Source organism: Thermococcus sp. P6, assembly GCF_002214525.1.
Taxonomy (GTDB): domain Archaea; phylum Methanobacteriota_B; class Thermococci; order Thermococcales; family Thermococcaceae; genus Thermococcus.
Map to the genome: position 1 here is coordinate 1,218,114 of NZ_CP015104.1, position 24,008 is coordinate 1,242,121.

The following is a 24,008-nucleotide window of genomic DNA, read 5'->3' on the forward strand; positions in this document are numbered from 1 at the left end:
TCAGCGCCTTCCGAACCAGCCCTCGAGTGTTGCCTGCTTTCCCTCTTTTACCGCCTTTTTGAGCCTCTCAAGGCCGTTCTTTACCCTTTCCTCGCTGAAGTCGTGCTCGTCGCAGAGGAACTTCAGTATCCCCTCCTCATCGGGTTCGCGCCACCTGAGTTCGTAGTCATCGGTCACGGGAGGATTCAGGAAGAACTCCTTTATGGCGTAGAGATCGACCTCGCCGTCCCGGTACTTCCCAAGCGGGTCCCTGCTGTTTTTGACTATGGAGAGGGCCTTTTTCGGTCCTATCCCCTTTACCCCTCCCGGGTTGTAGTCGGTGCCCACCAGAATAGCGAGCTCTATCAGTTTTTCCCTGTCTATCCCCAGCTCCCTGAGGACCTCCTCCAGTACTATGAGTTCGGGTTTGACCTCGACGTAGACGTTCTTTCCCGGGAGTTTCCTCCGGCCCGTTATCGTTACGTTCCTAACGAGTTTCGGGGCCCCGAAGAGGAGCGAGTCGTAATCCTGAGAAGCCGAGGCGTAAACGCTCCCTCTGGCCGCCATGTAGGCCGCCTGCGCCTCACCCTCGCTCGGCGCCTGAACCACGGGGATTCCCATCAGCTCGAGAAGCCTTTTCGAGTCGTTTATGAGGGTCTCGTTTACCCTCGTGGAGCGCATCGCGTACTTCTTGGCCTCCTCAAGGTTGCCGGTCTCGAGGGCCTCGTACCACTTTTCTTCGGCCTCCCTCCGGGCCTCCCGTCTCCGCTCTATCTCCCTCCTTTTGAACTCCGGGGGTTCCCCGTCGAAAACGTAGGCCGGCTTTATTCCCGCCTCCATGAGGTTTATGTTGCGGTAGAACAGCCCGCTGAGGTGGGAGGTTATCCTGCCCCTTGAATCCATCAGGGGGGTTCCGTCGCGCTGTCTTATGGTTGAGAGGAACTGGTAGATGGCGTTGAAAGCGTCCACGGCAACCTTCCTGCCGTGAAGGTTCTTCAGCTCTATCTCCCTCCGGGGCACGAGCTCGCCTATCTGCACGCCCATAAGACCACCGGGATAAGTTGGGGTGGAGGTATTTAGCCTTTGTCCCGTGCCGCTGCCTTAAGTTCCGGTTTCGGCCCCCTTTTAACGTCCGTCGAGCATTCCATCGTCAAAAAGAGAAGAGAAAGGTTATAACCCGTTTTATGAACATAAAATCGTGGCTCTCATTGGAGTGTGAGGTGATGAAAATGGATGAAAAGGTAAAGGCGCTTTTCAGACCGAGGAGCATAGCCGTGGTTGGTGCTTCTGAGAAGCCGGGTAAGATAGGCCACGCGGTGATGAAGAACCTCGTGGAGTACGGCTACGAGGGAAAAATATACGCCGTGAACATAAAGGGCGTTGAGATAGAGGTAAACGGCCGGAAGTTCAAGTCCTACAGGAGCCTCCTCGAGATACCCGATGAGGTGGACATGGCGGTTATAGTCGTTCCCGCGAAGTTCGTTCCACAGGTTGTTGAGGAGGCCGGGAAGAAGGGGGTCAAGGTCCTCCCGATAATAAGCTCGGGTTTCGGTGAGCTCGGTGAGGAGGGCAAGAAGGTTGAGGAGCAGCTCGTCGAAACCGCGAGGAAGTACGGCATGAGGATCCTCGGCCCGAACATCTTCGGCGTCGTTTACACCCCGGAGAAGCTCAACGCCACCTTCGGTCCGACCGACGTTATGCCCGGGAGTCTGGCCCTGATAAGCCAGAGCGGAGCCCTCGGAATAGCCCTCATGGGATGGACCATACTCGAGAAGGTCGGCCTTTCGGCGGTCGTGAGCATAGGAAACAAGAGCGACATCGACGATGCTGACCTCCTCGAGTTCTTCAGGGAGGACGAGAACACCAAGGCCATTCTGATATACATGGAGGGCGTCAAGGACGGTAGGAAGTTCATGGAAGTCGCAAAAAAGGTCAGCGCGGAGAAGCCGATCATCGTCATAAAAGCTGGAAGGAGCGAGCGCGGTGCCAAGGCCGCCGCATCTCACACGGGTTCACTCGCAGGTGCCGACAGCATTTACTCGGCCGTCTTCAAGCAGAGCGGCGTTCTAAGGGCCCTGACGATAGGCGAGGCCTTCGACTGGGCGAGAACCCTCAGCAACCTCCCCGAGCCCGAGGGCGAAAACGTTGTCATACTCACAAACGGCGGTGGAATAGGCGTCATGGCCACAGATGCTGCCGAAGAAGAGAACCTCAAGCTCTACGACAACCTTGACGACCTCAAGGTCTTCGCCAATCACATGCCCCCCTTCGGTTCCTACAAGAACCCCGTGGACCTGACGGGTATGGCGGATGCCAAATCCTACGAGGGTGCCGTTAGGGATGCCCTCGCAAACCCGAACATGCACGCCGTAGCGGTCCTCTACTGCCAGACGGCCGTGCTCGACCCAAGGGACCTTGCAAGGATAGTCATCCGCGAGTACAACGAGAGCGGAAGGAAGAAACCCCTCGTCGTTGCCATCGTCGGCGGAATAGAGGCCAAGGATGCCATAGACATGCTGAACGAGGAGGGCATACCCGCCTACCCGGAGCCTGAGAGGGCCATTAAGTCCCTCGCGGCGCTCTACAGGTGGAGCAACTGGAAGGCGCGGCAGAAGGGAGAGTGACCTTCTCTTTTTTAATTCTCTATAAAAAACCCGGGAGCGGCCATGTTAATAGCGCTCATCTCCGACGTTCACTCCAGTATCGAGGCCCTTGAGGCCGTCTGGAAGGCCGTGAGTGGGGCCGACGCCGTTCTCTGCATGGGTGACCTCGTGGGCTACGGTGCCTCACCCAACGAGGTCGTGGAGTTCGTGAGGGAGGAGATGGAAAAGAGGCCTTTTCTCTGCGTGCGCGGCAACCACGACAACGCGGTGGCCTTTGGCCTCGACCGGGGTTTCAACCCCTACGCGAGGGAATCGGTCAGATGGCACCAGCGGGTGATGAGTGTTGAGAACCTCGAGTTCCTGAGGAGGCTCCCCGTGAGGCAGCTCTTCACCGACGATACAGGGAGGGACTACCTTCTCATCCACGGGTCTCCGAGGGTCCCCCTCGACGAGTACCTCTTTCCATGGCTCCCCGATGGTGAGTTCAAAAGTGTGTTGGGTTACGTCAGGCAGAAGGACCTCCTCGTTGGCCACACACATGTACCCATGCTCAAAAGGATGGGCGAACGCCGGATAATCAACCCCGGTAGCGTCGGTCAGCCGAGGGACGGCGACTGGAGGGCGGCCTATGCGATCATAAACACGAAAAAGGAACCTCCCGAAAACGTAGAGTTCCACCGGGTCGAATACGACGTTGATTCAGCGGCCGGGAAGATAATAAAAGCCGGGCTCCCGAAGTTCCTCGCCATGCGACTCTACGAGGGGTATTAAAAGGAAATCACTCCACAGGACTTTCGGGTTCCTCTTCCGGGGGTCTCTTCTTTACCGGACCGATCCTGCGGAGCTTGGACTTAACCGCGAGCTTGTTCGAGTCTATTATGATGACCTCGCCGATGCTCTTAACCGCGCTGACCGGAATCAGCAGGAGGCCCTCGTGATCCGTCACAAACTCGCTGGTATCGAGGTCCTCATCGGGTTCGGCCACTATCACGAGGATATCGCCCGTTTCCTCATCGAAGCTGAGGTCGTAAACCCAGCCGAGCCTTATTCCAGTGTCGGTTATCAGCTCGACATCTCTAAGCTTTGAGGCTATTATCCTGACCATCTTTTCCACCCCTTGGGTTAATCGCGTAGGTCTTTGGACACCAACGTATAAAACTTTTTCCAAAATAAAAGGGTCAGAAGGTGTAGTAATCAACCCCTCCCCTCTTCTCGATCTTTGGCTTCCTGCTCTCCTCGAACTTCCTGTAGTAGTCCATCATGTAGGGGGTTATGCTGGGCCGGATCTTCTTGAGGGCTTCTTCAAAGTCCCTTTTTGACACCCTGAGCCTTCCGAGGAACTCCTCGCTCTCCTCCTCCACGGATTCCCTCGGGAGTTCCTTCATTATGCGGCGCATGGCCGTTAGGGCGGCTTCTCTTACGAGGGCTTCTATGTCCGCCCCGCTGTAGCCCTCGGTTTTCCTTGCCAGCTCTTCGAGGCTAACCTCCTCCGCCAATGGAACGTTCCTCGTGTGCACCTTGAGTATCTCCAGTCTCGCCTTCTCATCGGGAGCCGGGACGAGTATGAGCCTGTCAAACCTTCCGGGCCTGAGTAGAGCTGGATCGAGGATGTCCGGCCTGTTGGTTGCAGCTATAACCACAACCCCACTGTTCTCCTGTATGCCGTCCATCTCGGTTAAGAGCTGGTTGATGAGCCTGTCCGTAACCCTGTTCACGTCGCTCCCTCTCGCGGGAGCTATCGCGTCGATCTCGTCTATGAAGATCACCGTTGGAGCCGCCTGCCTCGCCTTCCTGAATATCTCCCTGACGCGCTTCTCGCTCTCACCGACCCACTTGCTCAGCACTTCGGGACCGCGAATTCCTATGAAGTTCGCCTCGCTCTCGTTAGCGACAGCCTTGGCCAGTAGAGTCTTACCTGTCCCGGGTGGACCGTAGAGGAGTATCCCCTTCGGCGGCTCTATACCGAGTCTCTGGAACGCCTTTGGATACTTCAGTGGCCATTCTACTGCTTCGCGGAGTTCTTGTTTTGCTTCTTCGAGTCCTCCGATGTCGTCCCAGTGGACGTTTGGTACTTCTATGAGGACTTCTCTGAGGGCAGAGGGTTCGATCATCTTCAGGGCCTCGTAGAAGTCCTCCCTCCGTACCCTGAGCTCCTGAAGAACCTCCGGCGGGATACGCTCCTGTTCCGGGTTCACCTTACCCTCCTTGATGAGCCTTCTGAGGACCACCATTGCCGCTTCTCTTGCGAGTGCCGCCAGATCCGCCCCGACGAAGCCGTAAGTGATCTCCGCCAGCTCCTCGAGGAGAAGGTCTATCAGCCTCGCCCTAACCTCCGGGTAGATCTCGTTCTCACTCCGCAGGATCTCTTTGATTTCCTCATCGCTCGCTTTCCTTACCCTTTCGATGAGCCTCTCAATCAGGGCCCTGTCCACGCCCCTCTTCTCCAGCTCTTTAAGGACCTTTATGACGGTGTTCCTGTCGTAGTCCGGTTCGATGGGCATTCCCCTCGTGTGGATCTGGAGGATTTCTTTGCGTCCTTGTTTGTCTGGTACTCCTACCTCTATTTCTCTGTCGAACCTTCCGGGTCTTCTCAACGCTGGATCGATCGCGTCGGGCCTGTTGGTTGCCGCTATGACTATGACTTTCCCGCGGCTCTTCAGACCGTCCATCAGGGTTAATAACTGTGATACCACGCGTTTTTCAACTTCTCCCGTGACTTCCTCCCTCTTGGGGGCTATCGCGTCGATCTCGTCAATGAAGATTATGCTCGGAGCGTTTTCCTGAGCTTCTTTGAATATTTCCCTTAACTTTTCCTCACTCTCCCCGTAAAATTTGCTCATTATTTCGGGTCCGTTTATGGCTATGAAGTGGGCGTTGGCTTCGTTGGCGACGGCCTTCGCGAGAAGCGTTTTACCCGTTCCGGGCGGGCCGTAGAGGAGAACTCCCTTCGGCGGCTCTATACCGAGGCGCTCGAAGAGTTCGGGATGCTTCAGCGGGAGCTCCACCATCTCGCGGATCTTTTGAATCGCATCGCTCAGCCCGCCGATGTCCTCGTAGGTGACCTCCGGAACGGCCTCCTCGCGGACTTCGACGGCCTGCGGTAGAACCTCCACCTCGGTTTCGTAGGATATCTGGACTATGCCCTTTGGAACGGTGTTGACGACCGTGAACTTGATCTCCCCAAAGCCTATCGGCATCGTCTCGAAGAGCCCCTTGAGGATCTCGTCAAAGGGCGAGCCACCGTAGTAGCTCTCTTCCCTGCTGCTCGCCACTATCAGGTCTCCCTTCGTGACGGGCCTGCCCAGCAGGTTCCTCTTGACGATTTCCCCGGGTATCTGGATGAAGACGCCCTTCTGGGCCGGGGCCAGAACGACCTTCCTCGCCTCCTGAACCTCCGCTCTGGACACGGTCACGTGGTCCCCTATGCTTACCCCGGCGTTTCTCCTTATGTAGCCGTCCATCCTGACGATGTCAAGCCCCCTGTCGTCGGGATGGGCGTTGGCCACTATCGCTGCGGTTGTTCTCTCCCCGGTGATCGAGACTATGTCCCCCGGCTCAACGCCGAGCTGTTTCTGATACTTCCGGTCTATCCTCACTATCCCCCTTCCAACGTCCCTCTTCAGGGCCTCGGCAACGCGCAGCTTTATCTCCTTCTTCCTGCCCCCTTCCTTACCGAAGATCATCTCATTCACCCCTCTGCTTTTTTATGGCCTCCTCTATGGTCAGATTGCCCAGGGCCACCTCGCGTGCGAGCTCCGAGGATATGGTTATGTTCCCACTTATCTCCCTGCTCCGTCTTTTTATGTGTTCGATCTCGCGTTTTGTGGGGTTTTTCACCTCTATGAGCTCCCTTATGGGAACCTCCTTTCCGGCCCTCAGGCCTATGTTTATGGCGGCAACTATATCCTGAACCCTCGACACCTCGGTTCCTCCCACCTTGGGTGTGGTTCCCGACTCGTCGACGACCGTTACGGGGTAATCGTAGCCCAGCAGGTCCCCAAGGGCCTTCAGCAGGAGGGTTCTCTGCCTTCTCGCGCCGTTACCGATTTTAATCCGGGCACCGGGATACTTCTCCAGCAACTCGAGGATAATCCCAACGTCCCGCGGGCCCTTAAGGCGGTGAACCTCAAGCACCCGGTTGTCGGCAACCACGCTCAGGCCGGGCCTTTCCCCGGGGTCGATGGCCACGTAAACCCTCCTGAACCTCCCGATACCCGCGAGTCCCGCCAGCAGTTCGTTTATAAAACTCCCGTCCCTCACCGCGATCTTGAAGGGAAAATCAACCCTCTCGATCTCCTCCTCGCCGGTCAGGACAACCTCAACGTCGGGGGGTATCCTCTCACCCATCCTGAGGCTGTGAAAGGGTATGCGGTACTCCTTCAGGACCTTCGTTGCGGTGTAGTACACCCGGGCGTCGCCCGTTACTATCGCCACCCTCATGGTTCCCGGTAGGTTGTTGACGATTAAAAATCTTTCCAACCTTTCCGATGAAATTCCGGCCTCCGGAGGGGTTAAACACCCCCGCTTGCGTAACCCATTTATAGAGCGGCGTCTGATCCATCCCGGGTGGTGGAATGGCCTTCCTGAAGGTGGTCCCTCTGGAAAAAGCTCTCAACGTGGTGGATTCCCTTCCCCTGAAACCGGAGATCGAAAGCGTTCCCCTGAGCGAGGCCCTTGGAAGGGTACTGGCCCGCGATCTGGTGTCCCCGATAGACGTTCCCCCCTTTGACAGGGCGACCGTGGACGGCTACGCCGTAAGGGCGGAGGATACGTTCATGGCGAGCGAGACCGAGCCCGTCAGGTTGAGGGTCGTTGGGGAAGTCAACGCGGGGGATGAGCCTTCTCTGGAGCTCAAACCCGGCGAGAGCGTTTACATCTCCACTGGAGCACCCCTGCCCGGGGGTGCCGATGCGGTGGTGCAGTTCGAAGAAGTAGACAGGGACGGCGATGAAGTCGTCATCTACAGGCCAGCCTATCCGGACCTCAACGTCATGAAGGCTGGGGCGGACATTCCCAAGGGTAAGCTCCTTCTGAAACGCGGGACGAGGCTCACCTTCAAGGATACCTCACTTCTATCTGCCGTGGGAATGGCCGAGGTTCCCGTGTTCAGAAAACCGAAGGTGGCCGTGATAGGCACCGGAAACGAGGTGATCCTCCCCGGCGAGGAACTGAAGCCGGGAAAGATATACGACATAGACGGAAGGGCCGTGACCGATGCCGTGAGGGAACTCGGCGGGGAAGCGGTTTTCATCGGAATAGCAAAGGACGAGCGGGATAGCCTGAGGTCCATGATAGAGAGGGCCGTCGAGTGCTGCGATATGGTCATCCTGAGCGGAGGTGCGAGCGGAGGAATAAGGGACCTGACCGCTTCCCTGATCGAGGAGCTCGGCGAGGTGATGGTCCACGGCATAGCCATTCAGCCGGGCAAACCCACGATAATAGGCCTCGTAAAGGGAAAGCCCGTCTTCGGTCTCCCCGGCTACCCGACCAGCTGTCTCACGAACTTCACCCTTCTTGTAGCGCCCCTTCTCAGGAGGCTCCTCGGAAGAGAGGATGAGGTCAGGAAGGTGAAGAAAAAGCTTGCCCACAAGGTCTTTTCGGTGAAGGGCAGGCGTCAGTTCCTTCCCGTCAGGATAGAGGGTGAGAAGGCCGTTCCGATCCTCAAGGGGAGCGGGGCGGTGACGAGTTTCGTGGACGCGGACGGCTTCATTGAAGTTCCGGAGAACGTTGAGATACTCGAGGCGGGTGAAACCGTTGAGGTGACCTTCTTCGGGTGAGCCTCCCAAACCTTTTTTAAACTTCCGTAAATTCCTTTTCGGGTGTTGATGGTGCTGGATATAAGGCTCATCCGTGAAAATCCGGACGTTGTAAAGGCCGACCTCCTGAAGCGCGGGGAAATCGAGAAGCTCAAGTGGATAGACGAGATCCGGGAGCTCGACAGGAAGTGGCGTGAGAACCTCAGGAAGATCAACCAGCTCAGGAAGGAGCGCAACAGGCTGGCGGTGGAGATAGGGAAGCGAAAGAAGTCAGGGGAGCCGGCGGATGACCTCCTCAGGAGGAGCGCCGAGATCGTTGATAGCATACGGGAACTCGAGAGGGAAGTGGAGGAGCTGAGGGCGAGGATAGACTACTACCTGTGGCGCCTGCCGAACCTGACCCATGAGAGCGTTCCCGTTGGCAGGGACGATACCGAGAACGTTCCCGTAAGGTTCTGGGGTAAGGCAAGGGTCTGGGAGGGCTTCCTCGAGAGCTTTAGGGAGCAGAGCCTTGGGAGGATGGAGTACGAGGTGTTGAACTGGAGGCCGAGGCTCCACGTTGACATGCTTGAGATCCTCAGGGGGGCCGATCTCGAGAGGGCCGCCAAGGTGAGCGGTTCACGCTTCTACTACCTCATGAACGAGCTGGTCATCCTCGATCTGGCCCTGATTCGCTTCGCTCTGGACAAACTCATCGAGAAGGGCTTCACCCCCGTAACGCCGCCTTACATGGTGCGCAGGTTCGTTGAGGAAGGCGTCACGAGCTTCGAGGACTTTGAGGACGTTATCTATAAGGTCGAGGGTGAAGACCTCTACCTCATCCCGACGGCCGAGCACCCCCTCGCGGGAATGCACGCCAACGAGATACTGGATGGAAACGAACTGCCCCTGCTCTACGCCGGAGTAAGCCCGTGCTTCAGAAAGGAGGCCGGAACCGCTGGAAAGGACACGAAGGGGATCTTCCGCGTTCACCAGTTCCACAAGGTCGAACAGTTCGTTTACGCCAGACCGGAGGAGAGCTGGGAATGGCACGAGAAGATCATAGCCAACGCCGAGGAGATATTCCGGGAGCTTGAGATCCCCTACAGGGTCGTCAACATCTGCACCGGAGATCTCGGCTACGTTGCGGCCAAAAAGTACGATATAGAGGCGTGGATGGCCGGTCAGGGCAGGTTCAGGGAGGTTGTCTCCGCGAGCAACTGCACGGAGTGGCAGGCGAGACGTTTAAACATCCGTTACCGCGATAGAACAGACGAGAAGCCCCGGTTCGTCCACACGCTCAACTCGACGGCCATAGCGACTTCAAGGGCCATCGTGGCCATACTCGAGAACTTCCAGACGGAGGAGGGCATCGTAAAGCTCCCGAAGGCCCTGTGGAAGTACACGGGCTTCAGGGAGATCCTGCCCGCCGGCATGAAGGAGCGCTGCTGCGGGGAGTGAGCTACTCTCCCCTCTCCCTGATCTTTCTCCTTACGTTGGGGTCTCTGTCGGCTATGAGCTTAAGGGCTTCCTCGAACCCCATCCAGTCCGGGACTTCCTCGTTGATGTAGATGCCGGTTCTCCCGATGCTGTCCCTCCTCCTCAGGATGTGAACGCGCTCCGTGACGATGTCCACGCTCACCCCCAGCGTCCTCGCCACCTCGCTCTCCCGTCCGACGACCTCCCTCTCGACGTGCCCCCTTTCCGTCGGGATTATGAGGATCAGCCTCTTGTTGACACCCGGGGCCCGTTTGCCGGCCTTTAGGCCCTCGAGGTCTATCGACCCGCCCCACCTGTAGAACTCCAGTTCCCTGTCGGTCGGATCTATCAGGGGAAAGGTTACGGTGGTTTCCCCGTCCACCTCTATCACTCCCTTGATGAGATGCCACGGCGTCGCCATGACTATCCTCCTCCTTCCCACGAGCCCCTCCAGCGCGAGCTCGATCAGGTATCCCGGCGTCCGGTAGGGTATGAAGATGTCTATGTCACTGTCCCTCCTCACATCGCCCCTCGCGACGCTGCCGTAGATCTGGGGATCGAAGTCGCGCAGTCTCTCCATTATCCTCCGAGCCTTCTCCCGTTTTTCCCTCAAATAACGCCATCTCTCCGGCGAATAAATGACCTCCCTCTCGTCCCAGATGTTCACGACCTTTTCCCTCGGCATCCTGCTCATCTCCACCGGAACGTTTAAAGGCTTACCGATAGCGTTTTATACCGTCCCGACCAGTCGCTGGTGGTGAGAAAAATGCCGGTAGTTGGATTCAACCTGACGAAGATAAAGCTCGAGAAGGTTACCCTGAACGTTCCCTCAGGCAGGATAGAGGTAAAGCTTTCCCCGCAGGTGAAGGAGATGCGCCTCGGGGAGATACGCACGCCCACGGGGAAGACGAACGGGGTGGAGATGATATTCCGATATGAGATCGACTATAACCCAAAGATCGCCGGGGGTGCGATCGAGGGGGTTCTCCTGTACCTTCCTCCGCGGAAGGAGATGGTGGACGAGATCCTCGACCTCTGGGAGAAGGAGAAGAAGATGGACTCATCGACCTTCGCTGAGGTCGTCAACTTCATAACCAAGGAGGTCTCCCCGGTACTCATGATAATGGCCAAGGAGATGCGCCTGCCCTACCACGTGCCGATTCCAAGGGTGGAAGTCAGGGAACAGTAAGCTTTCCCTTATTCTATTCGTATATCCCCTCGGCCCTGTGGATCATCCTCAGGACCTCTCCAAGGCCCTCCCTGAGCATGACCTTTTCCGCCAGCTCGAATGCCTTCGTGTGGGTCCCCCTGTTGAGGTGGTACTCGAGGGTCGCTATGTCCCCGAGGAGTTCCTCCGAGCCCTCCGTGGCGGCGTGGTGCTTGAGAACCGCAAGGCGAACCCGAACGCGGAACTTAAGATCGCTCTCTGTTTCCAGGACGCTTCTGTAGGTTTCTATGGCCTCCTTCAGTTTTCCGATGCCTATTAGTGATTCCGTTAGCTCCATGAGCTTCTCCGCCGCTTTCTCGTTATCGCTCTTGGCCAAGTAGGAGCTCACGACCTGATGGAGTATCCTCGCGTTGTTTATGCCAATCAGCTTGGCCCTGTTGGGGTTTTTGGCCAGCAGGTAGGCGTACTGGGCCTTCAACAGGTTCGTGGTGGTGCCGTCCAGATCCCCGTTGGAGTAGGACAGCTTGCTGGCCTTTTCAAAGTTCTTGGCCGCGGTGTCCATCATCTCCATGAAGTGTATGTCGTAGCCGAATATCGAAAGGATATATCCCGCGAGCCTGTAAAAGGCCTCGGCGGCCCCTTCAACGTCCCCGTTCTCCAGTCTCGACTCGGCGAGCTGTCCGTAAAGGCTTATGAGCTTCTCGTTTAATCTTTTATAGGATTCCCCGTCGTCCATCAGCGAATAGTAACGGTGAGCGGACTCGTAGGTCCTTATGGCCATTGTAACGTCATCTCTGTCCTCGTAGGTGTTTCCAAGGTCTTCGTAGATCTTGGCGAATTCACCGGCGTACTTCATGAGGTTTTTCCGGTCGTTGAGGGTGGCGAATGCCTCGAGAACGTTCGAGCAGTACTCATCGAGGACGTCAACGTCAACCTCGGGCTTTGAAACCTCGGCATCTATGAGGTCTATGTAGAGGTAGGCGCTCTTCAGAATCGGTGGACGGGCCTTTCCAAGGTCCCCCGTCTTTTCAAGAACGAGGTATCCGAGGTACCTGTAGAGCCTCGCGGCTTCCTTTATTTTACCTCCCCTCTCGTAACCCCTCGCGGCACGAAGGGTTAACTTAAGTCCCTCCTTAAGCTTCCCCTCGTTGATCCTTTTGACGGCGAGTTCTTCGAGCTCTTCCGGTTCCATAAGTTCAAAGTCAACGGACAAACCGCTCACCCCTCATGATTTCACACCCTCCGCCCGTGGGGAGTTGGGATCAAAGATATTTAAGTGTTGTCTAAACCCTGATGATCCTTCCACCCGCGGCTTTCCTGAGTCTGTTCATCACCGCCACGCCGAGGCCCTTCTCCTCAACTCCCTCGGCGATTATAACGTCCACGCCGAGTTTATCCAGTTCCCTGAGCCCTCTGAACAGGTTCCTTGCAACCTCCTCGGTGGTTCTGCCGGGGTTGAAGAACCCATCGGCATCGTATCTATACCTCGCCATGACCCCGACCTTCAGCCCTCTGGAACGGTACTCCTCGATGAGCTCCCTTATCTTCTCCCTGACCCTCTCGCCTTTGCCCTCTACAACCACAACCCGGGCGTTGGGGGAGTAGTGGCGGTACTTCATCCCCGGGGAACGGGCCACTCCCTTGGCCTTTACCTGAACCTCGAGTTTTCCCAGAACCCGTTCTATCTCCTCTATCGGCAGACCACCGGGCCTGAGCACCGTGGGTTCCTCCGAGCTGAGATCGATGACGGTTGACTCAACTCCGATGGGGGTCTCTCCGCCGTCTATTATGCACTCTATCCTCCCGTAAAAGTCATCCGCAACGTGTTCCGCCAGCGTCGGGCTCGGCCTCCCGCTCACGTTCGCCGAGGGGGCCGCCAGGGGGGTGCTTGCCTTTATCAGGGCGAGGGCTATTGGATGGGCGGGCATCCTCACGGCGACGGTGTCGAGGCCGCCCGTGGTAACTCTGGGGACCTCGTCCCTTGCAGGTAGAACGAGGGTCAGGGGCCCGGGCCAGAACCTGCGGGCGAGGAGCTTCGCCTCCGGTGGTATATCGCGGGCGACCTTCTTGAGGTCATCAAAGCTCGCCACGTGGACTATCAGCGGATTGTCCGGAGGCCTGCCCTTTACCTCGAAGATCCTCCTTACGGCATCCTCCCTCAGGGCATCGGCACCGAGACCGTAAACCGTTTCGGTTGGAAAGGCGACGAGCTTCCCCTCCAGTATGAACCTCGCGGCTATCCTTATCTTCCCCTCATCCGGGCCATCTCGCATGTTGATTACGACCGTCATTCTCCCCACCGGAATAGGAGGCTAAAACGCCGTTAAAAAACTATCCCAGAACCGAGGAGTAAACCTCTTCCACCGCCCTCGCCGTGTTCTTCCATGAATAGGCCGAGGCTATCCTCTCGCCGAGCCTACCAGCCTTTGCGTTCCTCTTTGGTTCGAGGAGCTCCTCAACGGCCCGCAGGAGATCTTCGAAGTTCTCAAAGGTTAACCCGTTCTTGTTCTCCCTTATCAGCTCGGGTATGGCACTTACGCGCCTCCCTATTACCGGAACCCCAAGGGAGTTCGCTTCCAGGATGACCATGCCGAAGCCTTCCCTCTTTGACGGCAGAATCAGGAGCCTGCTCCGGGAGAGTATAGCCCCAACGTCGTGCCTGTAGCCGGTGAACTCAACGTTGGCCGGCGCCATCGACCGCAGTCGGTCCATCAGCGGGCCCTCCCCAACGACGAGGAACCTGTTTCCGGGAAAATGACGCGCCAGCTCCACGAAGGTTTCCGGGCTCTTGTATTCCCTGAGCGCCCCGATGTAGGTGATGTACTCCCTCCTCGAGTTCCCGCCCTCGAGTGGCCTGAGGCCGTTGGGTATTACCCTGACCGACCGTGCTCCCAGTGAGAGGGCCCTCTTCGCCAGCCAGTGGCTGACGGCTATAACCCCGTCCGCCTCGAGAAGGCTCTTCTTCACGTAGAACCTGCCCAGTGCCAGTTCCGCCGTGTGTTCCAGATCGCTGCCGTGGGCGGTTACAACGAGTGGCAGACCGGTTTTCTCCTTGGCAAGAACCCCGGCAAAGCTCGTCGTCCCAACGAAGTGGGCGTGGATCAGGTCGAAGTTAATCCTCTCGTGGAGTTTCACAGCCTTCCGGGATCCAAGAAAGGCGAAGCCCGTCCCCCTCAGGCCGTAAACGGGGGGAACACGGACCGGGTGCACGAGGTCCCTCTCGAATTCCCTCGGCCTTACCGGCCCGTAGGTTAGAACGTGAACCTCATGCCTCTTCCTCAGCTCCCCAACGAGGCCGTCGAGATGGTTCGCAATCCCACCGCCGTGTGGCGGATAGTGTCCTATCATTAGAATCCTCATTTCAACCGGGGGAAATTGGAGGGGGATCTAAAAAGGCTTATGGTCCCGGGGTCGGTCTTCCCCCTCTGCCGTGCTTTCCTCCCCTCGTTAGCTCCGCCATCTCCCTCCTTATCTCGGGCATTATGTCGTTGATGAGAACCGAGTAATCTCCCCTCTCCAGTGCCGCTCTGGCCCTGCTGAGGAGGTACTCCAGCCCGCTCACGTCGTAGCCCTTTTCCTTTAAAACGGCCACCATGGCCTCCAGACGGTTTATCTTAAGCTCCAGAAGTGCCTTCAGGGATCCCTGATGGACGGTCTTCATCTCGCTGTAGGCCCTTGATACGACGAAGTCCGCACTGGAACCGGCCATCAGGGCCAGTTCGTAGGCTCTGAGGTAATCTCCGGACCGGTAGGCATCCCATGCCTCCTCAAGGCTCTCCCTTGCCCTCTCGAGCCTTACCCTCGCGCCCGGGATCTGAAGTCCGTCAAGGAGTCTCTCGGCCCTGTCCGTTCTGTTCTGAACCTCGATCAGGAGGGAGTAAACCTCCTCCCCGGCGGGGGAGACGGAGACGTTCTCCTCGCGGGCCTGGAGGTGGGCTCTGATCCAGAGGGACAGTTCCTTCCCCTTCGGGGAGAAGGCTGATCTTCCCCCGAAACTGCTCTGGAAGTACTTAACCTCGCTCACGCTTTTCAGCCTCTCGAGTGCCGCTACCGTCACGTTCTCCTTTTTCCGGTCTGTGAGGACGATTATGGGCTTTCCAGAGGTTTTCAGGGCCCTGCGGTAGGCCCTTATCGCGAGGACGTCACGTCCGTTTACCACTACGGCCGTTCTTATCTCCCCGGACACCTCCGGGAACTTCTCCACGAGGGCTTTTATGACCTCAAGATTCGTCTCGTATCTCGTCTCACCGTACCAGCGCTCGTAGGGTATCTCGAAGTCCTCCAGATCCCTTGCGTATTCTTCGGGAACCGCGACGGGCCCGCCGATTATTATGACCTCGTCGGGAGCGTGGGCGATGATCCTTGCAGTGGCGTTCGGATCGTAACTTCCCCACGGGCTCACGATGACGGTCGCCCCGAGGAGGTCCGCTATGCTGTAGGCTAAGGTTTCGTCGGCCTCGTTGTCGCTAACGAGGATCGTTAGACGTTCGCTGGCTGCTTGCCCATGGGGAATGATGAAGGCGAACATGAGGCAGATTACGATGGCAAGGCCCTTCTTCCATACCACTCTTCTCACCATTTCTACCTTGAAGAGGCCTTATTTAAGCGTTTTTCACGCAATCGTTTGCCTCCTTTTGGTCCGGGGGGAGGGGAAGGCCTCCTCCGTCCGTAAATATTAACGGACGTTCAAAACCGTTTACCCGCGTTTAAAAACCTCGTTGAATACTTTCATGGCGTACTCGCCCGGCTTGAGTCCCTCGCTCTTCGCCAGCTTTCCGAGGAGTTTTTGGGAATGACTTCCGTACTGGGCGGCCTTCTTCTCGCGCTCCGCTATCTCCTTCGGCAGGCCGAGTTCAAGGGCCACCTTCCTCAGAATGGCCTTTCTGGTGCCCCTCTGGATCTTTAAGTCCGCCGGGATTCCGAGGGCGACTGAAACCACCGAGGGGTCGAGGAAGGGCACCCTGCCCTCGACGGAATTGAGCATGGCTATCTTGTCGTCCCTCGCGAGGTTCCTTTCGCCGAGCTCGAGCAGGTCCCTCTCCATCAACCCGGGGTTTTCAACGTACTTTGCGTAGCCCCCGAAGAGCTCGTCCGCTCCCTGACCCGTCAGGAGAACCTTACATCCTTCCTCCCCCGCGAGACGGGTGGCAAAATAGATCGGGATACCTATGGAAAGGTTGACGGGATCGGGCTCCTCTATGGCGAACGTAACCTTCCTTACCGCATCGCGAACGTCTTCAATGTCAAAAACGCGCTCCCTCAGGGGTATTCCGAGAAGTTCGCTGGCCTTTCTTGCCCATTCCAGATCGGGACTTCCCTCCGCCCCCGCGGTGTACAGCACAACTTCGGAGTGGCGGGAGGCCAGCAGGGCCACGATGGAGCTGTCCAGACCCCCCGAGAAAAGGACACCCGTTTTTTTACCCACCCTGACCCTGACCGAGTGGTTCAAAAGGTTCTTAAGGGCCTTCTCAGCCGACTCCGGCTTCAGGTTTGCCCTCAGCTCCGTGATGGTGAGGAGCCTTTTCTTCAGGACCCTCCCTTCGGCCAGTACAACCATCTCGCCGGGTTGCACGGGGATGGCCTCCTCACCTATGGCCCAGAGAACTTTCTTTTCCGATGCAAAGAATCCCCGTGGCGAGTAGTAGAGCGGTCTCACTCCCACGGGATCCCTGAAGAGGTAAATCCTTCTCCCATCGCTGAAGGCCACGGCGTAGTCCCCTTCGAGGCTTCTCATCGCCTTCCCAACGGCCTCCCACATATCGAGCCCTTTGTCGAGAAGGTGCTCCAGAAGTCGCAGGATGACCTCGCTGTCAACGTCGGTCTCGAATTCCACGCCCCTGTCAGAAAGGTAGCTTCTGAGGTGGTAATGGTTGTATATCTCCCCGTTGTGAACCATAACGAGATCGTTGAAGAAGGGCTGGCTGTAGTTCTTGGAACCGGTCATCGCCAGCCGGGTCTGGAGCAGACCGATTCTGCCGTCGGGGATCTCGTAAACCCGCGAGAAGTCGTCGGATTTTAGGGTTCCCTCATCCGTCCACACGCCGAAGGAGTCCTTTCCCCGGTGTTTGCCCCTCAGTATCATCGTGATGAACCTTTCCCTCAGGTTCTCACCCATACCCCCGGCTATAAGGCACATGCTCCCACCGTGGCTGATTGACCGGGTTCCGTCAAAAGGCTTCCCCATTATCCACTGAAAACGTTTTCACAGCTCCTCCACGGATATTGAAAAACCGCCCTGAAAATGCCCGGAAAAGTGAACCGTTACCCCCTCACCCTTGCCTTCAAACCGGCTATTCTGGATATCCTGTCGGCGAGCTCCATGAAGGCCTTTGCTCCCTCGGAGTCCGGCTTGTACTCAACCACGGGGGTCCCTTCGAGGGTGGCCTCCCTCACCGCCGGGTCCTCCGGGACAACCACCAGCAACGGCACCTCCATAACCTCTTCCGCAACCTCGGGTGGCACGTCCCTCTCGGTTGCACCCCATCGGTTGAGAATGAAACCCAGAACAGTTAAACCTGCCTTTTTCAGGACTATTCCAACCTTCATGGTATCGGTGATACACGAGATCTCCGGGTTCGTTACGAGGAGAACCTCTTCCCCGCTCATCATGGCGTTCATGGCGTCCAGCTGAAGCCCCGCGGGGCAATCTATAATCACGAAGTCAAAGCGCCCCTTCAGCTTGCGTATCGTTTCGGGGAGCTTTCGGGGATCGGCGATTAACACGTGCTCCCAGTCTACAGCTGCAGGCACGAGGCTGACGTTCTCGTAGGCTGTGGAGTAGATGGCCTCATCTATGGTGTTTCTACCGGCCAGAACGTCGTGGATGGTAACGTCGGCGTCGTCTATTCCCATAACGAGGCTGAGGTTGGCCATCGTGAGGTCGGCATCCACAGCACAGACGCTGTAACCCATCTTCCCGAGGGCTATCGAGAGATTGGCCGTCGTCGTGGTCTTCCCCGTCCCGCCCTTACCGGAGGCCACTGAAATCAGTCTGCCCATTCTTCCACCCATCCCTTTTCCGGCTAAACCTTTATGAACCTTTAGCCTAATTCCTCAGAACCATGGAGAATTTTGAGGTGAGAGAGGTGAAGGTGTTCGTTGCGGATACGAGCGTGATAGTTGACGGCAGGCTCACCCAGTTCCTCGAGGGCACTGAGGGGGAAGTCAGGCTCATCGTACCCGAGGCGGTTGTTGCCGAGATAGAGCATCAGGCCAACGAGGGCAAGGCCATAGGCCACGTCGGGCTTGAGGAGCTGAAAAGACTCCGGGAGATGGCGGATGAAGGAAGGATAATCCTCGAGTTCAAAGGGGAGAGGCCCGAGCTCTGGCAGATAAAAAGGGCCAAGGCCGGTGAGATAGACAGCATGGTGAGGGATCTGGCGGGTGAGCTGGGCGCCACCCTGATAACCGGCGATAGGGTTCAGCGCGATATAGCGATCGCAAAGGGCATAGACGTGATATACCTTGAGGCCAGAAAGGAGCTCAAGCACCGCCTTGAGGACTTCTTCGACGAGAACACGATGAGCGTTCACCTGAAGGCCGGATTGAGGCCCCTTGCAAAGAAGGGAAGACCCGGCGAATGGAGGCTCGTTCCCGTAAGGGACGAGGTTCTTACGGAGGAGGCACTGGAGGATATGGCGGACGACATAGTCGAGAGGGCGAGGCGCGATCCCAGAGGCTTCATAGAACTCGACGAGCCCGGCGTCACGGTCGTCCAGCTGGAGAGCTATAGAACGGTCATAGCGAGACCCCCCTTCGCCGATGGGATAGAGATAACCGCGGTCAGGCCCGTTAAGAAGCTCAGCATTGAGGACTACCAGCTCAGCGAGAAGCTTCTTAAACGGCTGGAGGAGAGTGCGGAAGGCATCCTGATAGCCGGTGCCCCCGGGGAGGGCAAGACGACGTTCGCACAGGCCCTGGCGGAATGGTACGCCGGTATGGGCAGGATAGTGAAGACCATGGAAAAGCCCCGTGACCTGCAGGTCGGCGATGAGATAACCCAGTACACGGCCCTCGGCGGGAGGATGGAGAAGACCGGCGATGTTCTCCTTCTCGTCAGGCCGGACTACACCATATTCGACGAGATGAGGAAGACCGAGGACTTCAGGATATACGCGGATCTACGCCTCGCCGGGGTTGGGATGGTCGGAGTTGTGCACGCCACGAGGCCCATAGATGCCGTTCAGCGCTTCATCGGCAGGGTCGAGCTGGGAATGATACCCCAGATAGTCGATACCGTCATCTTCATCAAAGCGGGAAAAGTCGCCAAGGTCCTGACCCTCGAGTATCTCGTCAAGGTGCCGAGCGGCATGCGGGAGGAGGACCTCGCCAGACCGGTGATAGAGGTGAGGGACTTCGAGACCGGCGAGCTGGAGTACGAGATCTACACCTACGGTGAGGAGGTAAGCGTTGTCCCCGTGAAGAAAGGTCAAAAAGCCCCGGCTCTAAAACTCGCCGAGAGAAGGCTGAAGCAGGAGATAAAGAAGTTCCTTCCGGACGTTCGCACAGAGGTCGAGATAGTCAGCCCGCACAGGGCCATCGTTTACGCGGACGAGTTCGACATCCCGGCGATAATCGGCAAGAAGGGTAAGAGGATAGCCGATCTGGAGAAGAGGGTCGGAATAAGCATAGACGTCAAAAGCTTCTCCGAGAGGGAAACGGCTGAACCCGGGACGAAGATACCGGTCGAGGCCGAGGAGAAGAAGAAAAAGATAGTTCTCAGGGTTCCGGATGAGTACGCCAGAACCCCTCTGAAGTTCTACGGCGGTGAGGAGTACGTCTTCACGGCAACGCCGAGCAGGAAGGGGCTCGTTAAGGTGAACAAGAAAACGCCCATCGGCAGGGAGCTGAAGAGGCTCCTCGATGCTGGGATACCCATCTGGGCCGCGCCCTGAGCCCTTTATTCCCTTTCCGCTCCGTGGCCGGCAACCTTTTTAACCCCTCCACAGAGGGGAGATCATGCTGGTTCTTGCCTCATCGTCACCGAGGAGGAGGGAGATACTCGCCCGTTTCGTGGAGTTCGTGGTCGTTCCGAGTGAAGTGGAAGAGGAGTGCTCCATCGAGGACCCCGAGGAGTTCGCCGTGGAGCTGGCCCGGAGGAAGGCAAGGGACGTTCATTCCCGCACGGGCGGAACCGTCATCGGGGCGGACACGGTGGTCAGCCTGAACGGAAGGATCCTTGGAAAGCCCCGGAGCAGGGAGGAGGCCTTCGAGATCCTCAAACTCCTGAGCGGAAAGGTCCATCGGGTTATAACCGGCTACTGCATAGTCCACCCCGGCGGGGAGATCTGCGGGAGCGTTGTGACGGAAGTGAAGTTCCGGGAGCTCGACGACGGGCTGATAAGGGCCTACGTTGAAACCGGCGAACCCATGGACAAGGCCGGGGCCTACGCGATACAGGGCAGGGCGGCGCTCTTCGTCGAGTGGATCAGGGGGGACTATTACAACGTCGTTGGTCTGCCGGTTGAAGTCGTGTGGAAGCTGCGGGACCTCGGGTTCAACGTTCTTCGGGGATGAGCTTCCCCGAGTTCCAATAAGACTCCTAAGAGAACGGAAGGACTTTAAGGGGGGAGTGGGGGATGTTCCATCCCCCCTTCCAATAAGACTCCAAGAGAATTGAAAGGTGGCAAGACGCAAATCCTACCCCCGGGTGAGGATGGGTTCCAATAAGACTCCAAGAGAATTGAAAGTAGGCCCAGACGAAGAGCTCATCGCCGGTTATGGAACGTTCCAATAAGACTCCAAGAGAATTGAAAGGAATTTTGCGTTAGAACTCTTTAAGACCCAGTGCTCCCCGGTTCCAATAAGACTCCAAGAGAATTGAAAGTTATCGAACTGTTGCATAACTTCCTTGGCTTCCTGAGTTCCAATAAGACTCCAGGAGAATTGAAAGTTTTCTTTCTCTTTCCGAATCCGAACATCACGATCACCGTTCCAATAAGACTCCAGGAGAATTGAAAGTATGCTTAAGACCTCCCCCACTGCTCCAGCTCCCACCACGTTCCAATAAGACTCCAGGAGAATTGAAAGTTCGGTTATAGGAGAGAACCAAAAGTCCGGGTTTTGGGTTCCAATAAGACTCCAGGAGAATTGAAAGGACGTCACTTCTGCGTATCTTATGGTGTTTTTGGTCTGTTCCAATAAGACTCCCCGGAGAACGCGAGGACTTTAAGGGGGGAGTGGGGGATGAAACATCCCCCCTTCCAATAAGACTCCAGGAGAATTGAAAGAGCTCCTCTATGGTCTCTGCCACAAGAGCCCTGTTCAGTTCCAATAAGACTCCTAAGAGAAGGGGAGAACTTTAAGGGGGGAGTGGGGGATGGAACATCCCCCCATCCGGCGGGACTCAGGGAGGATTGAAAGATAAGCTTAAAGGAACTCCTCGAAGAGCAGGTCCTCCTTCTTTCCCCCGGCCCTCCTGAATACCTTCTCGCTCCAAGAAACCCGCCCGACTTCCCGGGGGCTGTGGGCGTCGCTCGCGAAGGTCAGCTTAACCCCCTGCCTCACGCACTCCCTTACGAACTCCGCCTCCGGGGCGCGGTAGCTGGAGTTTATCTCGAAGGCCTTTCCCCTTTCTCCGGCCAGTTTCACGAGCTCCATCAGGCTCTCCCGGTCGGGGTAGCCTATCCTTGAAAAACTCGCCCCGAAGTGCCCGATGATGTCAACGTTCTCATCTAAGATGGCCATCTTCACGAGCTCGACGTATTCCATCGGGTCGTTCAGCCACAGATGAACGCTGGCTATCACGTAGTCCAGCCTTCTGGCCATCTCCTGCGTTATGTCAACGCCGTTCCGGGTTACGTTGGCCTCGATTCCGGCCAGAAGCGTTACCCCGCTCTCCTCCTTCCAGCGGCGGATCTCCCCAAGGTAGCGGTTGAAGGCCTTCCCTTCAAGGTAATGGATGTGGTCGCTTATCCCGAGGAGTTTCAGCCCCCTGAGTTCGGCGGTTGCAACGTTCTCCCCTACCGATCCGGCCCCATCCGAGTGGGTCGAGTGCGTGTGCACATCGTGGGGAAACTCGAGCATAATAACCCTTCTCCCGGGTCTTAAAAAACCTTCTGGACAAAATATCCAAGGTAAAGCCCTGCCTTGAACTTTGACAACATTTAAATAAGATGGCGGGGAAGGGTCATCGGTGATGGAAATGGTCGAGCGCTCAAGGGTTAGGGTTCTCGTTGCAAAGCCCGGTCTGGACGGTCACGACAGGGGAGCGAAGGTCATTGCAAGGGCCCTTCGTGACGCGGGGTTTGAGGTTATCTACACCGGCATAAGACAGACGCCCGAGCAGATAGTTGAGAGCGTCGTTCAGGAGGACGTTGACGTTCTCGGGATAAGCATCCTTTCGGGGGCCCACATGGTCCTGATTCCGAAGATCCTGAGGCTTCTTGAGGAGCGCGGTTTGAAGCCCAACGAGGACGTTCTCGTCATAGCGGGGGGGATAATACCGCCCGACGATGCGGAGAAGCTCGAGGAGATGGGCGTTGCAAAGGTTTTCGGCCCGGGAAGTCCGATATCCGAAATCATAGCCTTCATAGATGAGAACGTTCCAAAGCTGAAGAAGTTCTCCGCATGATTTATAACTTTTCTGGATAATTCATCCAAGTGATGGACATGATAAAAGAACTCGTGGAACGCATGCTTTCCGGCGACAGAAGGGCCGCTGCAAGGCTCATAACCCTCGTTGAGAACGACGAGGAGAAGGCCCGGGAGATAGTGGGTCTTATCTACCCCTACACGGGGAAGGCCTACGTGATCGGCGTAACCGGGCCACCGGGAGCCGGTAAATCGACGCTCCTCGACAAGCTCATAAAGGTGGCCCGGGAAGAGGGTAAGGTCGTGGGAGTGATAGCCATAGACCCGACGTCGCCCTTCACCGGCGGTGCGCTCCTCGGCGACAGGATAAGGATGCAGAGGCATTCAACCGATCCCGGGGTCTTCATAAGGAGCATGGCCACCCGCGGTTCCCTCGGCGGTCTCGCCAAGGCCACGAACGATGCCATAAAGGTGCTCGATGCCTACGGCTGCGACGTCATCTTCGTTGAGACGGTTGGAGTCGGGCAGGTTGAGGTGGACATCGTTAAAACCGCCGACACGGTGCTTCTCGTTACCGTCCCCGGACTCGGGGATGATGTGCAGGCGATAAAGGCCGGCCTCATGGAGATAGCCGACGTGTTCGTGATCAACAAGGCCGACAGGGAGGGGGCCGATGCCACCTACTTCGAGCTGAACCTCATGCTCGACCTTGAGAAGGAACGCTGGGAGAAGCGTGGGTGGAGGCCGCCCGTGGTCGAGACCGTGGCGACGACCATGAAGGGCATCAGGGAGCTTTGGAGAACGGTACTGGAGCACCGCGATTTCCTTGAGCGGAGCGGCGAGATAGAACGGAAGAGGAAGTTCCGGGCCGAGGAGGAGGTCAGGACGATAATTTCGGGCAGGATAGCCCGGATGATAGGCGAAAGGCTCAACGAGGGTGAGCTGGCGGAACTCATAGATAGAATCGTCAGGCGGGAGGTTGACCCGTATTCTGCCGCGGACGTAGTCCTTGAAAAAACTCTGGGGGTGAAGGCATGATAGGAAGGATAGACCACGTTGGTATAGCCGTTAAGAACCTTGAAGAGGCCATCAGGGTCTGGGAGGGCCTCGGTCTCAAGGTGGAGGAGATTGAAGAGGTGCCGGATCAGAAGGTCAGAACGGCGGTGATACACGTCGGGGAGAGCAGGATAGAGCTCCTCGAGGGAACCTCGGAGGACTCGCCCATCTCGAAGTTCATAGCGAAGAGGGGCGAGGGCATACACCACATAGCCCTTGGCGTCGATAACATCGAGGAGCACCTCAGGAAGCTTAAGGAGGCCGGCTACCGCCTCATAGACGAGAAACCGCGCGTGGGGGCCGGCGGAGCAAAGATAGCATTCGTCCACCCGAAGTCGGTCACCGGAGTTCTCCTCGAACTCTGCGAAAGGGAGGAATGAAGTTCTGCCCGGGTATTTTTCCTTTTCTCTTCGTGATCAGATTTTCCGCAAACATACCGTAATACTTATATAGATT

General features: G+C 57.2%; 23 protein-coding genes. 10 read left to right on the top strand and 13 right to left on the bottom strand.

The annotated features are described in order from the left end of the window. Nucleotides 1-1,023: a flap endonuclease-1 gene (gene fen, locus A3L12_RS06605; protein WP_088882883.1), complete on the bottom strand. Its 1,023-nt coding sequence runs from the start codon at nucleotides 1,021-1,023 to the stop codon at nucleotides 1-3. 185 nt (nucleotides 1,024-1,208) lie between these two features. Here fen and acs point away from each other — a divergent pair, with 185 nt between their 5' ends. Both acs and A3L12_RS06615 read left to right on the top strand, forming a co-directional pair. Further along, nucleotides 1,209-2,603 carry an acetate--CoA ligase alpha subunit gene (gene acs, locus A3L12_RS06610; protein ID WP_088882884.1) on the top strand — a complete coding sequence of 465 codons (1,395 nt, stop codon included), beginning with the start codon at nucleotides 1,209-1,211 and terminating at the stop codon, nucleotides 2,601-2,603. A gap of 42 nt (nucleotides 2,604-2,645) precedes the next feature. Further along, the gene (locus A3L12_RS06615) at nucleotides 2,646-3,353 is read left to right on the top strand and encodes a metallophosphoesterase (protein WP_088882885.1); all 708 of its coding nucleotides are present in this window, start codon (nucleotides 2,646-2,648) and stop codon (nucleotides 3,351-3,353) included. Between the two features lie 7 nt (nucleotides 3,354-3,360). Here the strand turns inward: A3L12_RS06615 and A3L12_RS06620 are convergent, their stop codons facing one another. From A3L12_RS06620 to A3L12_RS06630, 3 genes are all read right to left on the bottom strand, one after another. Then, complete coding sequence (locus tag A3L12_RS06620; RefSeq protein WP_088882886.1) at nucleotides 3,361-3,687, bottom strand: PRC-barrel domain-containing protein; 327 nt, start codon at nucleotides 3,685-3,687, stop codon at nucleotides 3,361-3,363. Nucleotides 3,688-3,760: 73 nt separating this feature from the next. Then, the gene (locus A3L12_RS06625; protein WP_088882887.1) at nucleotides 3,761-6,265 is read right to left on the bottom strand and encodes a CDC48 family AAA ATPase; all 2,505 of its coding nucleotides are present in this window, start codon (nucleotides 6,263-6,265) and stop codon (nucleotides 3,761-3,763) included. Nucleotide 6,266: 1 nt separating this feature from the next. Then, nucleotides 6,267-7,022 (bottom strand): hypothetical protein, encoded by a 756-nt coding sequence (locus A3L12_RS06630; protein WP_088882888.1) that lies wholly within the window; start codon nucleotides 7,020-7,022, stop codon nucleotides 6,267-6,269. Nucleotides 7,023-7,156: 134 nt separating this feature from the next. On the opposite strand from A3L12_RS06630, the gene glp reads away from it, so the two are divergent. Together glp and serS are read left to right on the top strand one after the other, a co-directional pair. Beyond that, on the top strand, nucleotides 7,157-8,359 hold the full coding sequence (gene glp, locus A3L12_RS06635; protein ID WP_088882889.1) for a gephyrin-like molybdotransferase Glp: 1,203 nt from the start codon (nucleotides 7,157-7,159) through the stop codon (nucleotides 8,357-8,359). A gap of 51 nt (nucleotides 8,360-8,410) precedes the next feature. Continuing rightward, complete coding sequence (gene serS, locus A3L12_RS06640) at nucleotides 8,411-9,778, top strand: serine--tRNA ligase (protein ID WP_088882890.1); 1,368 nt, start codon at nucleotides 8,411-8,413, stop codon at nucleotides 9,776-9,778. 1 nt (nucleotide 9,779) lies between these two features. On the opposite strand, the gene A3L12_RS06645 is transcribed toward serS, so the two are convergent. After that, nucleotides 9,780-10,481, bottom strand: coding sequence for a nucleotidyltransferase domain-containing protein (locus A3L12_RS06645; RefSeq protein ID WP_088882891.1), 702 nt, complete (start codon nucleotides 10,479-10,481; stop codon nucleotides 9,780-9,782). 81 nt (nucleotides 10,482-10,562) lie between these two features. Here A3L12_RS06645 and A3L12_RS06650 point away from each other — a divergent pair, with 81 nt between their 5' ends. After that, nucleotides 10,563-10,985: a hypothetical protein gene (locus A3L12_RS06650; protein ID WP_088882892.1), complete on the top strand. Its 423-nt coding sequence runs from the start codon at nucleotides 10,563-10,565 to the stop codon at nucleotides 10,983-10,985. A 13-nt stretch (nucleotides 10,986-10,998) separates the two neighbouring features. Here A3L12_RS06650 and A3L12_RS06655 read toward each other — a convergent pair whose 3' ends face one another. The 6 genes from A3L12_RS06655 to minD all read right to left on the bottom strand — a co-directional run bounded on the left by A3L12_RS06655 (nucleotide 10,999) and on the right by minD (nucleotide 17,963). After that, a complete protein-coding gene (locus A3L12_RS06655; RefSeq protein ID WP_232462879.1) occupies nucleotides 10,999-12,186 on the bottom strand; it encodes a hypothetical protein in 1,188 nt (395 codons plus the stop codon). A 61-nt stretch (nucleotides 12,187-12,247) separates the two neighbouring features. Further along, nucleotides 12,248-13,255, bottom strand: coding sequence for an L-threonylcarbamoyladenylate synthase (locus A3L12_RS06660; RefSeq protein WP_088882893.1), 1,008 nt, complete (start codon nucleotides 13,253-13,255; stop codon nucleotides 12,248-12,250). 40 nt (nucleotides 13,256-13,295) lie between these two features. Next, nucleotides 13,296-14,324 carry a glycosyltransferase family 4 protein gene (locus A3L12_RS06665; RefSeq protein WP_088882894.1) on the bottom strand — a complete coding sequence of 343 codons (1,029 nt, stop codon included), beginning with the start codon at nucleotides 14,322-14,324 and terminating at the stop codon, nucleotides 13,296-13,298. Between the two features lie 37 nt (nucleotides 14,325-14,361). Next, the gene (locus tag A3L12_RS06670) at nucleotides 14,362-15,543 is read right to left on the bottom strand and encodes a cell wall-binding repeat-containing protein (RefSeq protein ID WP_394335073.1); all 1,182 of its coding nucleotides are present in this window, start codon (nucleotides 15,541-15,543) and stop codon (nucleotides 14,362-14,364) included. Between the two features lie 117 nt (nucleotides 15,544-15,660). Beyond that, a complete protein-coding gene (locus A3L12_RS06675) occupies nucleotides 15,661-17,100 on the bottom strand; it encodes an asparagine synthase-related protein (RefSeq protein WP_088882896.1) in 1,440 nt (479 codons plus the stop codon). 125 nt (nucleotides 17,101-17,225) lie between these two features. Beyond that, the gene (gene minD, locus A3L12_RS06680; RefSeq protein ID WP_088882897.1) at nucleotides 17,226-17,963 is read right to left on the bottom strand and encodes a cell division ATPase MinD; all 738 of its coding nucleotides are present in this window, start codon (nucleotides 17,961-17,963) and stop codon (nucleotides 17,226-17,228) included. A gap of 86 nt (nucleotides 17,964-18,049) precedes the next feature. On the opposite strand from minD, the gene A3L12_RS06685 reads away from it, so the two are divergent. Both A3L12_RS06685 and A3L12_RS06690 read left to right on the top strand, forming a co-directional pair. After that, complete coding sequence (locus A3L12_RS06685) at nucleotides 18,050-19,858, top strand: PINc/VapC family ATPase (protein ID WP_088882898.1); 1,809 nt, start codon at nucleotides 18,050-18,052, stop codon at nucleotides 19,856-19,858. 64 nt (nucleotides 19,859-19,922) lie between these two features. Continuing rightward, nucleotides 19,923-20,480, top strand: a complete 558-nt coding sequence (locus A3L12_RS06690; RefSeq protein ID WP_088882899.1) for a Maf family nucleotide pyrophosphatase — start codon at nucleotides 19,923-19,925, stop codon at nucleotides 20,478-20,480. A 201-nt stretch (nucleotides 20,481-20,681) separates the two neighbouring features. On the opposite strand, the gene A3L12_RS06695 is transcribed toward A3L12_RS06690, so the two are convergent. Both A3L12_RS06695 and A3L12_RS06700 read right to left on the bottom strand, forming a co-directional pair. Next, complete coding sequence (locus A3L12_RS06695; RefSeq protein ID WP_088882900.1) at nucleotides 20,682-21,104, bottom strand: hypothetical protein; 423 nt, start codon at nucleotides 21,102-21,104, stop codon at nucleotides 20,682-20,684. Nucleotides 21,105-21,332: 228 nt separating this feature from the next. Further along, nucleotides 21,333-21,989, bottom strand: coding sequence for a PHP domain-containing protein (locus A3L12_RS06700; protein ID WP_088882901.1), 657 nt, complete (start codon nucleotides 21,987-21,989; stop codon nucleotides 21,333-21,335). A gap of 118 nt (nucleotides 21,990-22,107) precedes the next feature. On the opposite strand from A3L12_RS06700, the gene A3L12_RS06705 reads away from it, so the two are divergent. From A3L12_RS06705 to mce, 3 genes are read left to right on the top strand one after another with little or no spacing between them, the layout of a single operon-like run. Continuing rightward, on the top strand, nucleotides 22,108-22,536 hold the full coding sequence (locus A3L12_RS06705; RefSeq protein ID WP_088882902.1) for a cobalamin B12-binding domain-containing protein: 429 nt from the start codon (nucleotides 22,108-22,110) through the stop codon (nucleotides 22,534-22,536). 38 nt (nucleotides 22,537-22,574) lie between these two features. Next, nucleotides 22,575-23,534, top strand: coding sequence for a methylmalonyl Co-A mutase-associated GTPase MeaB (gene meaB, locus A3L12_RS06710; protein WP_088882903.1), 960 nt, complete (start codon nucleotides 22,575-22,577; stop codon nucleotides 23,532-23,534). After that, on the top strand, nucleotides 23,531-23,932 hold the full coding sequence (gene mce / locus A3L12_RS06715) for a methylmalonyl-CoA epimerase (RefSeq protein WP_088882904.1): 402 nt from the start codon (nucleotides 23,531-23,533) through the stop codon (nucleotides 23,930-23,932). The genes meaB and mce overlap by 4 nt, the downstream gene beginning before the upstream one ends. Nucleotides 23,933-24,008 lie beyond the last annotated feature (76 nt).